Here is a 13,368-nt window from a genome sequence, read left to right on the forward strand (position 1 = left end):
CTGAACCGGTGAGCGCCCCTGCCCCGTTCCGGTCCGGTGAGTCACCGGAACTCGCGGCGACACTCGAAGTCCTGTTTCAGGCGGACCCGGACCTGCGGCAGGCGCGGGCTGTCGCCGGGGCGCTGCCCGACCGCAGCCGCCCGCCCGGCCTGAAGACCCTGATGAAGCTGATCGTCGACCAGCAGGTCTCGCTTGCCTCTGCCGCCGCCATCTGGGCACGGGTGGAGGCCGCGACGGACCCGTTCACGGCGGAGCGGTTCCTGGACCATGACGGGGATGCACTGAAGGCCATGGGTCTGAGCCGTCCGAAGATGCGCTACATGCGCGCGCTGAGCGCCGACATTGTCTCCGGTGCCCTGCCACTCGACCGGTTGCCCCGGATGAGCGATGAGGATGCCATGGCCGCGCTGACCGCCGTCACCGGGATCGGGCGCTGGACGGCGGAGGTCTATCTGCTGTTTGCCCTGAACCGGCCGGACATCTTCCCCTCCGGCGATCTGGCACTGCAGGTGGCGGTACAGGACCTGAAACGCCTGCCCGAACGCCCCGGTGAGAAGCAGTTGCGGGAGATCGCGCAGGCCTGGCATCCAAACCGGGGCGTCGCCGCGCGGCTGCTTTGGCGCTATTATGGGGTTGTCCGCAAACGCGCCGATCCGGTGAGCGTTGCCTGAGCGGAGCAGACAGCCCCCGGTGGAGCAGCAACGATGGAACTCGGCAACTTCTCTCTCAGCCTCGCGGTGAAGGACATCGAAGCTTCCCGCGCCTTCTACGAGAAACTCGGTTTCACGGCCTTCGGCGGTGGCACCGACCAGGGCTGGCTGATCATGACCAGCCCCACCTGCGTCATCGGCCTGTTCCAGGGCATGCTGGAACGCAACACGCTGACCTTCAATCCTGGCTGGGACTCCCAGGGCCGGACGCTGGAGGACTTCACCGACATCCGCGAGATCCAGCGCCGCCTGAAAGCCGACGGCGTCACCTTCGTCAGCGAGGCCGACGAGGACAGCACCGGCCCCGCCAACTGCATTGTCGTCGACCCCGACGGCAACCCGATCCTGATCGACCAGCACGTGTGAGGCATCCGGCCTGATCCAGCCTGCCAGTCCCGAGACCGGCGTCAGCGGTCCAGCACGGTCTGGATGTGGCGGTCCCAGTAGGGCGGGTCGCCGAAGTGGTTGCCGAGGAAGTCGATGAAGGCCCGCACCTTGGGCGAGAGGTGGCGGCGGTTGGGGTAGACGGCGTGGATGCCGGACCGTGGCAGTTCGTAGTCACAGAGCAGCGGCACGAGCCGTCCGTCGCGGATCGCGCGGTAGGTGATGAAGGTCGGATCGACCAGGATGCCGAGACCGGCAATCGCGGCCTCCCGCAGTACCTCTCCATTGTTGGACCGGATGGAGCCCTGCACCGGAATCGGCATGGCCGATCCATCCGCCTCACGGAACACCCATGTGCCCGGGTTTGGAGCCAGCGAATAGATCATGCAGTTGTGGCGGCTCAGGTCCCGCGGGTGCTGCGGCGTGCCGTGTTCGGCCAGGTAGTCGGGGCTGGCGGCCACCATGCGGCACGCCGGGGCGAGTTGCCGTGCGATCAGGGTGGAGTCCTGCATGGAGGTGATGCGGACGGCCACGTCGATTCCACCGTCCACCAGATCGACGAAGGCGTCCGTCAGCTCGAGATCCACAGTGATCTCGGGATAGGCATTCGCGAAGCCGGTCAGCGCCGCCGCCAGGTGCATGGTGCCGAAGCTCATGGGCGCATTGACCCGCAGGCGGCCACGCGGCGCGTCCTGCAGGTTGGCCACGGCTGCCTCCGCGGCCTCGGCCTCCTCCAGGATGCGGGCGCAGAAGTCGAAATAGACGATGCCGACCTCCGTCAGGCTGACCTGGCGGGTATTGCGGTTGACCAGCCGCGCGCCCAGCCGTTCCTCCAGCCGCGAAAGCTGCTTGGAAACGGCGGACTTGGAGAGCGAGAGCCGTTCGGCGGCCTGCGTCAGGCTTCCCGCCTCCGCGATCGCGGCGAAGACGGCCATGGCAGATAGATCATGCATCCGGGGTTCCTGTTTCCATCTGGAAACCGGATTGTTCCACGTGCGCGGTGGTCTGTCAGCCCGCACCGCGCCATATTTCCCTGACAGCGCAACGGGAGGCGGGAACCATGGGACAACTCGAGGACGGTGTTTGGCGCGCGGTGCCGCGCAAGCCATCGGAAAAGGGCGAGTTCGTCCGCATCGACGCGCAGATGCGCAACTGGATCCGGGCCGATGGCAGCACGGACTTCCCCCCGGAGGCCGGGCGCTACCACCTCTATGTTTCCTACGCCTGCCCCTGGGCGCACCGCACCCTGATCTATCGGGCGATCAAGGGGCTGCAGGATGTCATCGGCTTCTCCGTCGTCAGCCCGCTGATGATGGAGAACGGCTGGGAGTTCACGGCATATCCAGGCGCGACCGGGGACCGGGTGAACGGATTTACCTATTCGCACCAGCTCTATACCACCGCCAACCCGCGCTATTCCGGGCGCAGCAGCGTGCCCGTCTTTTGGGACACCCATGGCCAGACCATCGTTTCCAACGAGTCGTCCGAGATCATCCGGATGCTGAACAGCGAGTTCGATGCCTTCGCGAAGCCCGGCGACTATTACCCGAAAGAACTGCGCGACGAGATCGATGCCGTGAACAAGCGGGTCTACGAGACCGTCAACAATGGTGTCTACCGCAGCGGCTTCGCGGTGAAGCAGGACGCCTACGAGGAGGCTGTCCACGCCCTATTCGATTCACTGGACTGGCTGGAGGAACGGCTGGGCCGGCAACGCTACCTGGTGGGGGATCGCATCACGGAGGCCGACTGGCGCCTGTTCCCGACACTGATCCGCTTCGATCATGTCTACCATGGGCACTTCAAGTGCAATATCCGGCGGCTGGTCGACTATCCGAACCTGTTCGCCTGGACGCGGGAGCTCTACCAGTGGCCCGGCGTGGCGGAGACGGTGAACATGGACCACATCCGCACCCACTATTACGCCAGTCATGAGAACGTGAACCCGACGCGTATCGTCTCCGTCGGACCCGACATCGACTTCAACGCGCCGCACGGACGCGGCGACTGACTGCGGTGTCAGTCGCCGCTGCTGTCCCGGAAGGTGTCGAGTACGGAGATGCCGACATGTTCCCCGGTCACGACGATCTCGCCACGGGCGATGACCTTGTCGTTGGCCAGGATCCAGGCCGGGTCGTCCACGTCGGCATCGAGTTCGATGACCGCCCCACGCCCCATCTTCAGCAACTGGTGAATGGGCATCTGGGCTCGCCCGAGCACGACGGAGATTTCCACCTCCACATCGCTCAGCGCCATTTCGACGGTTGCCGTATCCTGCTTGCTCATGTCCACTCCTGCTGAAACTGGCCTTATGATGAGGCAACGTGGTTAGCAGGCGGTAAACAGAACGCATGAATTCCGAATGGCGGATATCGGGCGATCCGGTCCCCTACACGCAGGCCGTGGACTGGATGGAGCAGCGCGTCGCGGCAATCCGCAACGACGGCGCAGCGGATTGTGTATGGCTGCTGGAGCATCCGCCGCTCTATACCGCCGGCACCTCCGCCAATGCCGCCGATCTGCTGCAGCCGGACCGGTTTCCGGTGTTCCACAGCGGGCGCGGCGGCGAATATACCTATCACGGGCCGGGACAGCGGGTTGGCTATGTCATGCTGGACCTGAAGCCGCGCGGTCAGGACATCCGCCGCTTCGTGCATGATCTGGAGTCATGGGTCATAGCCACCCTCGCCGCCTTCGGCGTGACCGGGGAGCGGCGGGACGGCAGGGTCGGCGTCTGGGTGGTCCGCGATGACGGGCGGGAGGACAAGATCGCCGCCATCGGGGTCCGCGTCCGGCGCTGGGTCAGCTTTCACGGCATCTCCATCAACGTGGCCCCCGACCTGGACCACTTCAGCGGCATCGTGCCTTGCGGTATCCAGGAACATGGGGTCACATCGCTGGCCGATCTGGGCATCGATGCGAGCGTGGCGGAGGTGGATGCAGTGCTGAAGCAGGCGTTCCTGACCATCTTCGAAGCGCGGGAGGGCGTGGCGGCATGAGTGTTTCAGCGGATTCTCCCCTGCCCCTTGCGCCCTATACGGTGCTGGATCTGACACGGGTGCGCGCCGGGCCGACCGCTGTCCGGCAGCTGGCCGACTGGGGCGCGGATGTCATCAAGATCGAGATGCCGGACGCCGCCGGCGGTGACGGCGGGCTGGGTGGGCCACGGGATGGCCCCGACTTCCAGAACCTGCACCGCAACAAGCGCAGCATGACCCTGAACCTGAAACAACCGGAGGGACGGCAGGTCATGGCCGATCTGGTGCGACAGGCCGACGTGGTGGTCGAGAACTACCGCCCCGACGTGAAGGAACGGCTGGGCATCGACTGGCCCGCGCTGGAAGCCATCAACCCGCGCATCATCCTGGCCTCCATCTCCGGGTTCGGTCAGGACGGTCCCTACCGGAAGCGTCCCGGCGTCGACCAGATCGCCCAGGGCATGGGCGGACTGATGTCGATCACCGGCGATCCGGACGGGCCGCCGATGCGGGTGGGTATACCCATCGCCGACCTGACGGCGGGGCTGCTGGCGGCGCAGGCGATCCTGATGGCGCTGATCGGGCGGGGACAGACCGGCAAGGGCCAGTGGGTGCGCACGTCGCTGCTGCAGGCCCAGACCTTCATGCTCGACTTCCAGGCGGCGCGCTGGCTGGTGGAGGACGAAGTGGCAGGCCGCGTCGGCAACGAGCACCCGACCTCGGTTCCCACCAACGCCTATGCAACTGCCGACGGTCACATCAACGTGGCTGCCGTCGGTGACACGATCTATCGCCGGTTCTGCGAATGCATCGGTGCGCCGGAGCTGGCGGATGACCCGGACTATGTCAGCGGCGGCAGGCGCTATCGCAACCGGGCCGCACTGAACGACCGGGTCGCGGCCATCCTGAAGACCCGCAGCAGTGCCGACTGGATCGAGGTGCTGAACGCGGCAGGTGTCCCCTGCGGCCCGATCAACGGCATCGACCAGACCTTCGCCGACCCGCAGGTCCGGCATCTCGGCATGGCACGCCGGGTGGAGGATGACGGGCCGGACCTGACACTGGTGGGACAGCCGATCCAGATGGGTGACCTGGACCCGGCGCTGCGCCACCGCATTGCGCCGAAGGGCGAACACACCAACGACATTCTTGCCGGATTGGGCTACGACGCTGACCGGATCGCGGCGCTGCGCGCCGATGGCATCATCTGACTGGGGAAGACGCGATGAAACTCGAAACGACACGGATGCTGGCGGAAAAGGACGGGGCCATCGGCTGGATCATCTTCAACCAGCCGGAGAAGCGGAACGCCGTCTCCGTCGACATGTGGGCCGCGATTCCGGCGATCGTCGATGCCTATGCCGCGGATCCGGACATCCGGGTGATCATCATGAAGGGCGCGGGCGACAAGGCCTTCATCGCGGGCGCGGACATTTCGGAATTCGGCGAGAAGCGCAACTCGCCCGAAGCCACCAAGGTCTATGACGCCGTGGCGGGCAAGGCCCACGCGGCGCTGGTGAAGGTGAAGAAGCCGGTCATCGCCATGATCAACGGCTTCTGCATCGGTGGCGGTGTCGCCGTGTCGCTGTCCGCCGACATCCGCATCGCCGCCGACAATGCCCGCTTCGCCGTGCCGGCCGCGCGGCTCGGCCTCGGCTATGGCGTCGGTGGCACGAAGCGGCTGCTGGACATCGTCGGTCCGGCCTATGCCAAGGAGATCTTCTTCACCGCCCGCCAGTTCGACGCGCCGGAGGCAGAACGCATGGGCCTGATCAACCGCATGGTCCCGACGGCGGAACTGGAGAGCTATACCCGCGACTATGCCGCCCGCATCGCCGCCAACGCGCCGCTGACCATCCAGGCCGCCAAGATGACCATCGACGAACTCGCCAAGGACCCCGACCATCGCGACATCGCCGCCTGCGACGCTGCCGTCGAAGCCTGCTTCGCCAGCGACGACTTCCGTGAGGGCCGCACCGCCTTCATGGAAAAGCGCCAGCCTGCGTTCAAGGGAAGCTGAAGGGCCTCCGCCTGCACCGCTGCATGGGCTCGTGGATCAAGTCCGCGAGCGTCGGAGCGAGGGTGGAGAGACTGTTTCCATGCCTGGCCACCCCCATGACGCCGTGCCCAGGCTCGACCCGGGTACCCAGCAGTGTCGCACAAGCGTCGGAGACTGGGCTCGCGGATCAAGTCCGCGAGCGTCGTGGCTGGGGTGGATGCAATTTGATCACCAGCTGCCCCACCCCGCATGACGCCGTGCCCGGGCTCGACCCGGGTACCCAGCAGTGCCGCACAGACGTCGGAGACTGGGCTCGCGGACCACCTCCGCGAGCGTCGTGTCTGGGGTGGGCGCGGGGAAAATCCAGGCAAGGGCGTACCCCTTACCCTCTTGCCGCCCGCGTCGCTTCCATGTCCACCGACCGGCCATCCCCGGCAATCACAACGCCGTAGACCTCCCGCGCCGCCTCCGTGCTGACGATCTCGTCGCGGACGTCGCGGAGCACCAGTGCCGGATCGCGCTGTTTCGGGTCGCCCCAGCCGCCACCGGCAGGGGATGAGGCCTCCAGACGGGCGGGCGGGAACTCGCGGACGCCATACTTCGGCGCCGTAAATGTGGTGCCATCGGCGGACTGCACATGCATCGTACCGGCGGACCCGGTGCCGCCGCCCTGGATGCCGAAGCCGGAGGGGGTGTCCAGTCCCTCCCCCCGGAAGGAATAGGTCGCGTCGCCGGTCACATCGACGGCGTAGTGCACCCCGCTGCCGCCCCGGAACGTGCCGGCCCCTGCCGCATCGGTGCGGAATTCCTGGCGACGGATCATGGCGGGGTAGATCCGCTCATACCCCTCCGCGTTGGGCAGATGCAGCCCGCCGAGGGCGATCAGCAGGCCGATCTGGTTGAAACCGTCCCGGCCCTCCACCGCACCGCCCGCCGCATTGGCGGCCCAGTTGTACATCACATAGGGCTCGGTGCTGCCGGGCTGGCGGCCGGAGGTGATGTTGTGGATCGTCTTGCCCCAACCGGCGCAGGCGCGGGACGGCACCGCCTCCCCCAGCGCGCGCCAGATGGCGTGGACGATCTCGTGCGCGATGAACACGGTGCACATGGTCAGAGGCGCGGGCGGGCGCGGGTTCACCACCGTGCCGTAGGGCGCGACGATCTCGACGGAGCGGAACGCGCCTTCGTTGCGCGGCATGTCCGGGTCGAAGAAGGACGCCAGCGCCATGTAGACGGCGGAATGGGTATTGGCGAGGGAGGAGTTCTTGAAGCCGCGCATCTGCGGGTCGGACCCGGTGAAATCCACCTTCACCCCGTCATCGGTCACGGTCACCGCCACGCAGACCTTGATGTCGCGCTGCTCGAAGCAGTCATTGTCGGTGATCTCCGTGGCGCTGTAAGTGCCGCGCGGCAGTTCCTCACAGGCCTGGCGGAAACGCTGGTCGGCATAGGACAGCAGGGCGTCGAAATAGCCTGCCCCGGCCTCCCGCCCCAGTTCGGTGACCAGCTCCGCCAGCCGCTCCGCGCCGATGCGGGTGGAGCCGATCATGGCGCGCAGGTCACCGTCCAGCAGTTCCGGCGTGCGGCTGTTGAGCAGCAGCAACTGCCAGAGGTCGTCACGCACCTCCCCGCGCTCGAACAGTTTCAGCGGCGGCAGTCGGATGCCTTCATGGAATATCTCCGTGGCTTCGGGGTTGTAGGTGCCTGCCGCACCACCGCCGATGTCGGACTGGTGCGCCCGGTTGCAGGTCCAGGCGGCCAGTTCCCCGTCGACGAAGACCGGGCGGCTGATCACCCAGTCCGGCAGATGGTTGCCGCCCGCCACGTAAGGGTCGTTCGACAGGAAGATGTCGTCAGGCTCGATCCGTCCGGCAAAGGCATCGATGAGTGCCCGCACCGTGAAGCCGCCACCGCCGGTATGGATCGGAATGCCGTCCGCCTGGCTGATCAGGGTGCCGGCCGCATCGGCGATGAAACAGGAGAAGTCGTGACTCTGGTTGAAGATCGGGCTGCGCGCGGTACGCGTCATGACGAAGCCCATCTGGCGGGAGATGTGGTCCAGACGGTTCTGTACCAGCGCCAGGGTCACCGGATCGATGTTCATGCTGCGCCTCCCACTGCAATATTGATCAGGTAGTTGCCGTGGTCATCCACGCTCAGTTCATCCCCCGCGCCGACAAGTACGGTCGTTGTCGGGGCCTCGATGATCGCCGGGCCTGTCAGCCGGTGCCCGGGCAGCAGGCTGTCGGAGGCATGCACAGGCACATCCGCCCAGCCCGTTGCCGCATCAACGAAGGCGCGACGGTGATCCTGCGGCACCGGCTTGCCGCCGTCAGAGCGTTCGGCCATGCCCTTCGGTGCCTGCCGTTCGATGCGCCCCGTGGCGACGGCGCGCAGTGCGGTGATCAGCAGTTTGCCATCGGGCTGGATATGGCCGAAGCGCCGTTCGTGATCGGCCTCGAACGCCTGACGGATGGAGGACCGGTCAAGTGTTTCACCACTCTCCGGTACCACAGTGCGCAGCGACCACTGCTGCCCCTTGTAGCGCAGGTCGAAGACCCGCTGGACCTCCGCCTCCGCCGCCGTGAAACCTTCCCGCTCCAGCGCCCGCGCGGCCGTGTCGAGCAGGGGACCGAAGCCTTCGGCCACTTCGTCTGCCGTGATCGCGTCCAGGTCGCCATCCATCACCCTGAGCGAATCCAGCCGCACGTCCGACCAGAGCATCCCCAGCGCACAGAAGGCCCCGGCCTGCACCGGCACGAAGACCCGTTCGCAGCCGAGCGCGCGGGCGACCGCCACCCCATGCATCGGTCCCGCACCCCCCGCCGCGACCAGGGTGAAACGCTTCGGATCGTAGCCACGCTCCACCGACAGCCGCTCCACCGCGTGCAGCAGGTTCTGCTCCAGCAGGCGCAGGATTCCGATGGCCGCCTGCTCCACGCTCAGGCCCAGCGGTCGGGCGACATGATCCTCGATTGCCCTTGCCGCACGCGCCTCGTCCAGTGTCACCGCGCCGCCTGCCATGGGTCCGGGCCGCAGCCGCCCCAGCACCAGATGCGCATCCGTGGCCGTCGGGCGGTCATTGCCCAGCCCGTAGGCGGCGGGTCCGGGATCGGCCCCTGCCCCCTCCGGCCCGACACGCAACATGCCGCCGCCGTCCACGCCGGCCAGCGTCCCGCCTCCGGCACCGACGGTGTGAATATCCACCGCAGGCGTTGCCAGGTGATAGCCGTCGATCTCCAGCGCATCGGAGACGGGGACATCGCCACCGGCCATCAGAGTGACATCACAGCTTGTGCCGCCGATCTCCATCGCCACCAGATCGTCGATGCCGGTCAGCGTCCGATAGAGGTTCAGCGCCCCGACACCGGCTGCCGGTCCCGACAGGGCCAGGTTGACGGGCCGCGCCGCAGCCTCCTGCGCCGAGACCACACCGCCGTTCGACTGCACCAGCAGGATGGACTGCTGCAGTCCCGCCGCCTGCAACTGCTGCTCCAGCCGTTCCAGGTATCCGACGACCTTCGGTGCGATATAGGCATTCATGACGGTGGTGGAGCCGCGTTCGTACTCACCCACCACCGGATTGATCTCCGATGACAGGGACAACCAGCGACCTGACCATTCCGCCGAGACAACTTCCGCCACCTGCCGCTCGTGCACCGGATCGACGTAGGCATTCATCAGGCAGACGGCGATGGACTCCACGCCCTCAGCCTCGAAGAACCGCACGGCGTCACGTACATCGTCAGTGTTCAGGGGCGACTCCTCACTCCCGTCCCGGTCCAGACGCCCGCGCACGGGACGGCGCAGGTATCGCGGCACCAGCACAGGGGGAAAGGGCGCGCGATGGTCCCACTGGTCGGCGCGCAGGCCGCGCCTGATCTCCAGGAAGTCGCGAAACCCTTCTGTCACCAGCATGCCGACCGACACGCCCTTCCGCTCCAGGATCGTGTTGGTGGCGATGGTTGATCCATGCACGAACAGACGGCACTGCCGCAGCAGGTCGCCCACCGCGACGCCCAGCGCCGCGGCTGCGACTTCCAGCACGTTCACCACGCCCTTCGCCGGATCGGCGGGCGTCGAGGGGGACTTGAACACACGCAACGACCCGCTGGCGTCGATCAGCGCCATGTCGGTGAAGGTGCCCCCAATGTCGACGCCAATGCGCCATGGCGGTGTTATCGCGGCCTCAGGCTTCATGTATCGTCCTCCCTGTCGGCGCAGTCTGGACGTTCCGGGCAGGCGCATCAATCACGGGAAGCGGGTGGCAGCCATGGCGAAGGAAATCGAGTTCTTCTGGGACACGGGCAGCACCAATACCTATTTCGCCCTGCACCTGATCCGCCCGCTTGCGGCCCGTCACGGCGCGACCATCCGGATGCGCCCGTTCAACCTCGGCCATGTCTTCCGGCACCACAAGTATGTGCTGATGGAGGAACCCGCCGCCAAGATCGCCAACCGCAAGCGCGATCTCGAACGCTGGGCCGCGCGCCATGACCTGCCCTTCCGCTTCCCCGACACCTTTCCGATCAAGACCAGCATTTCATTGCGCGGATCGCTGGTCGCGCGTGAGTTCGGCTGCGAGGACGCCTATCTGGACGCCATCTTCCGCCGCTACTGGGAGCAGAACGACGCCAGTGTCGCGACCCTGGCCGGGCTGGCCGATGTCGCGCGGGAAATCGGTCAGGACCCCGAGGATTTCGTCCGCCGGACCGAGGAACCCGCCATGAAGCAGGCGCTGATCGACGAAACCGACAATGCCCTGAAGCGCGGCGTCTTCGGCGCCCCGTCATTCATCGTCGGCACGGAGCTGTTCTGGGGCAAGGACCGCATGGAATTCATCGCGGACGCCTTGCAGGCGGCGGACTGAGGTGCGTCTGCGGCTGCATACCCGCCACCAGAACTCCGCCGGAGAACTGGTGCGGATCGCGGCGCCCTGAAGCGGTCTGCTGACCTCACCAGAGGAATTCTGTCGCGAACCGGCAGGAAATCTCACTTGTCCGTCTTAAAAACAGACCTGATGCTGGCGCGACGATCAGATCGGAGTGGAATACAGACCCATGCGGTGGAGCGATCTCGAAAACCAGCAGTGTGCCGTGGCCCGCGCCGAGTCGGTGCTGGGTGACCGCTGGACAATGATGGTGGTGCGTGACTGCCTGCTGGGCGTGCGCCGGTTCGAGGATTTCCATTCCCGCCTCGGCATCGCCCGGCGTGTGCTGACGGAACGGCTGAACATGCTCGTGGAGAAGGGCGTGCTGCGCCGCGAAGCCTATTCGCAGCGGCCCCTGCGGGAGGAGTATCGCCTGACCGAGGCCGGACGCGATCTGATGCCGGTCATCCTGGCGCTCTCCGCCTGGGCCGACCGGCACCTGCCCCACCCGGACGGCACGGCGGTCAGCTATCTCCATACCGACTGCAACACGGTCATCGAACCGCGCATCGACTGCCCGCAATGCGCCAGTCCCCTGACCACGAGAAACACACGGGCCGTCGTGCACGGCAGTGTCAGCGAGAAGGAACGACGATCATGAATGCTCCGGGATCACTGAAGGAAATGACCGGCCTGCAGGCGCTCGAGATGGCTTTCAGCAATGCCGGTTCCGCGCCCAGCATCGGGCGGACGCTGAACTTCACCGTGGCCCACGTCGAGCACGGGCGCGTCGATTTCGAGGGCGAGCCGAACGAGAACCACCTGAATCCGCTGAAGACGGTCCACGGCGGCTATGCCGCGACCCTGCTGGACTCCTGCATGGGCTGCGCGGTGCATTCCACGCTGCCGGCGGGCAAGAGCTACACGACGCTGGAACTGAAGATCAATTACATCCGCGCCATGCGCCCGGGCATCGGCAAGGTGCGCGCCATCGGCAAGGTGATACATGCCGGACGTTCCACCGCCACGGCGGAGGGCAAGCTGGTCGATGCCGAGGATCGGCTGATTGCACATGGCACCACAACCTGCATCATCATGGACATGTGATCGGACAGGACTATCTGGTCGAGGCCGGCGCACCGCGCCGTGGGGGAGAACAGGCAAATGACGGCAACATCTGAAACATCCGCGCTGGTGCGGCGCTGGCCGCTCTGGCTGATGGTCATCTCGGCGTCGCTGATCGTGTTCTTCGGCATGGGCACGCGGAACATGTTCGGCCTGTTCCTGGATCCGATCTCCGACTCCATGTCCTGGGGGCGGGAGGTCTTCTCCATGACCCTGGCGCTGCAGAACATCATGTGGGGCGTGACGCAACCCTTCGCCGGGGCCATCGCCGACCGCTACGGCGCGGGCAAGGTCATGGCGCTGGGCGGCATCTTCTATGCCGTCGGCATCCTGGCGATCAGCTTCTCCGGCGTGCCGGTGGCCATGCACCTGGCAGGCGGGGTGCTGATCGGCATCGCGCAGGGCTTTGCCTCCATGAACATCGGCATGGCGGTCGTGGCGCGGCGCACGCCGATGCACCGGCGGACCCTGGTCATGTCCGTCGTGACCATGGGCGGATCGGCCGGACAGATGGTGCTGTCCCCGCTCGCCCAGACCTTCATCGACGGCTATGGCTGGGTCACGGCGCTGCTGATCATGTCCATGATGGTGCTGATCATCGTGCCCCTGACCATTCCGCTGGCCGGACGTCCGCAGGCGACGGTCGGCAGCACCCAGACCTTTGGCGCAGCGCTGCGGGAGGCGGGTCGGCATCGCGGCTACATCCTGCTGATCGCCGGCTTCTTCGTCTGCGGTTTCCATGTCACCTTCATCGGCAGTCACCTGCCCTCCTACATCCGCGACCTCGGGCTCGATCCCGGACTGGGAGCCGTCGCGCTGATGGTCATCGGCATGTTCAACATCTTCGGCACGCTGATGGCCGGGGTGCTGGGGGATCGCTACAGCAAGAAGTACATGCTGAGCTTTCTCTATCTGGCACGATCCGCGGCAATCCTGTTCCTGCTCTACTCCCCGGTCAGTGAAACGACGATCCTGATCTTCTCCGGCATGATCGGGCTGCTCTGGCTCTCCACCGTGCCGCTGACCACCGGGCTGGTGGGCCAGATCTTCGGCGCCCAGTACATCGGCATGCTGGCAGGCATCGTCTTCTTCAGCCATCAGGTGGGGGCCTTCCTCGGCGTCTGGCTGGGGGGGCTGCTGTTCGACATCTATGGCAGCTATGACATCGTCTGGTGGCTCAGCATCGCGCTGGGTGTGCTGGCGGCACTGGTCCACTTCCCCATCGACGAGCGACCGCTGGAGCGGAAGGTGGCGGCCTGAGCCACCGCCACGCTTCGTCGCGTTTCATGTCCGCTCCGGGCC

General features: G+C 66.3%; 14 protein-coding genes. 10 read left to right on the forward strand and 4 right to left on the reverse strand.

Going from position 1 to position 13,368, the window contains the following annotated elements; genetic code table 11:
* Positions 1–8 precede the first annotated feature (8 nt).
* Both QGV55_RS09160 and QGV55_RS09165 read left to right on the forward strand, forming a co-directional pair.
* A complete protein-coding gene (locus QGV55_RS09160; RefSeq protein ID WP_281017122.1) occupies positions 9–671 on the forward strand; it encodes a DNA-3-methyladenine glycosylase 2 family protein in 663 nt (220 codons plus the stop codon).
* 33 nt (positions 672–704) lie between these two features.
* Positions 705–1,076 carry a VOC family protein gene (locus QGV55_RS09165; protein ID WP_281017121.1) on the forward strand — a complete coding sequence of 124 codons (372 nt, stop codon included), beginning with the start codon at positions 705–707 and terminating at the stop codon, positions 1,074–1,076.
* Between the two features lie 41 nt (positions 1,077–1,117).
* Here QGV55_RS09165 and QGV55_RS09170 read toward each other — a convergent pair whose 3' ends face one another.
* Complete coding sequence (locus tag QGV55_RS09170; RefSeq protein WP_281017120.1) at positions 1,118–2,047, reverse strand: LysR family transcriptional regulator; 930 nt, start codon at positions 2,045–2,047, stop codon at positions 1,118–1,120.
* Positions 2,048–2,154: 107 nt separating this feature from the next.
* On the opposite strand from QGV55_RS09170, the gene QGV55_RS09175 reads away from it, so the two are divergent.
* Positions 2,155–3,105, forward strand: a complete 951-nt coding sequence (locus tag QGV55_RS09175) for a glutathione S-transferase family protein (protein WP_281017119.1) — start codon at positions 2,155–2,157, stop codon at positions 3,103–3,105.
* Between the two features lie 8 nt (positions 3,106–3,113).
* Here QGV55_RS09175 and QGV55_RS09180 read toward each other — a convergent pair whose 3' ends face one another.
* Positions 3,114–3,380 (reverse strand): FliM/FliN family flagellar motor switch protein, encoded by a 267-nt coding sequence (locus tag QGV55_RS09180; RefSeq protein ID WP_281017118.1) that lies wholly within the window; start codon positions 3,378–3,380, stop codon positions 3,114–3,116.
* 65 nt (positions 3,381–3,445) lie between these two features.
* Here QGV55_RS09180 and lipB point away from each other — a divergent pair, with 65 nt between their 5' ends.
* From lipB to QGV55_RS09195, 3 genes are read left to right on the forward strand one after another with little or no spacing between them, the layout of a single operon-like run.
* Positions 3,446–4,093: a lipoyl(octanoyl) transferase LipB gene (gene lipB, locus QGV55_RS09185; protein ID WP_281017117.1), complete on the forward strand. Its 648-nt coding sequence runs from the start codon at positions 3,446–3,448 to the stop codon at positions 4,091–4,093.
* Positions 4,090–5,283 (forward strand): CoA transferase, encoded by a 1,194-nt coding sequence (locus tag QGV55_RS09190; protein ID WP_281023584.1) that lies wholly within the window; start codon positions 4,090–4,092, stop codon positions 5,281–5,283. Before lipB ends, QGV55_RS09190 begins: the two co-directional genes overlap by 4 nt.
* 14 nt (positions 5,284–5,297) lie before the next feature.
* Positions 5,298–6,092: an enoyl-CoA hydratase gene (locus tag QGV55_RS09195; RefSeq protein ID WP_281017115.1), complete on the forward strand. Its 795-nt coding sequence runs from the start codon at positions 5,298–5,300 to the stop codon at positions 6,090–6,092.
* A 361-nt stretch (positions 6,093–6,453) separates the two neighbouring features.
* Here the strand turns inward: QGV55_RS09195 and QGV55_RS09200 are convergent, their stop codons facing one another.
* Both QGV55_RS09200 and QGV55_RS09205 read right to left on the reverse strand, forming a co-directional pair.
* On the reverse strand, positions 6,454–8,175 hold the full coding sequence (locus QGV55_RS09200; RefSeq protein WP_281017114.1) for a hydantoinase B/oxoprolinase family protein: 1,722 nt from the start codon (positions 8,173–8,175) through the stop codon (positions 6,454–6,456).
* Positions 8,172–10,271: a hydantoinase/oxoprolinase family protein gene (locus QGV55_RS09205; protein WP_281017113.1), complete on the reverse strand. Its 2,100-nt coding sequence runs from the start codon at positions 10,269–10,271 to the stop codon at positions 8,172–8,174. Before QGV55_RS09205 ends, QGV55_RS09200 begins: the two co-directional genes overlap by 4 nt.
* A gap of 73 nt (positions 10,272–10,344) precedes the next feature.
* On the opposite strand from QGV55_RS09205, the gene QGV55_RS09210 reads away from it, so the two are divergent.
* From QGV55_RS09210 to QGV55_RS09225, 4 genes are all read left to right on the forward strand, one after another.
* Positions 10,345–10,941 (forward strand): 2-hydroxychromene-2-carboxylate isomerase, encoded by a 597-nt coding sequence (locus tag QGV55_RS09210; RefSeq protein WP_281017112.1) that lies wholly within the window; start codon positions 10,345–10,347, stop codon positions 10,939–10,941.
* 190 nt (positions 10,942–11,131) lie between these two features.
* Entirely contained in the window at positions 11,132–11,602 is a 471-nt protein-coding gene (locus tag QGV55_RS09215; RefSeq protein ID WP_281017111.1) for a helix-turn-helix domain-containing protein, read from the forward strand.
* Entirely contained in the window at positions 11,599–12,048 is a 450-nt protein-coding gene (locus tag QGV55_RS09220; RefSeq protein ID WP_281017110.1) for a PaaI family thioesterase, read from the forward strand. The genes QGV55_RS09215 and QGV55_RS09220 overlap by 4 nt, the downstream gene beginning before the upstream one ends.
* A 39-nt stretch (positions 12,049–12,087) precedes the next feature.
* A complete protein-coding gene (locus QGV55_RS09225) occupies positions 12,088–13,326 on the forward strand; it encodes an MFS transporter (protein WP_281017109.1) in 1,239 nt (412 codons plus the stop codon).
* Positions 13,327–13,368: the final 42 nt, after the last annotated feature.

The organism is Minwuia sp. IMCC3009 (assembly GCF_029909415.1).
Classification (GTDB): Bacteria; Pseudomonadota; Alphaproteobacteria; order Minwuiales; family Minwuiaceae; genus Minwuia.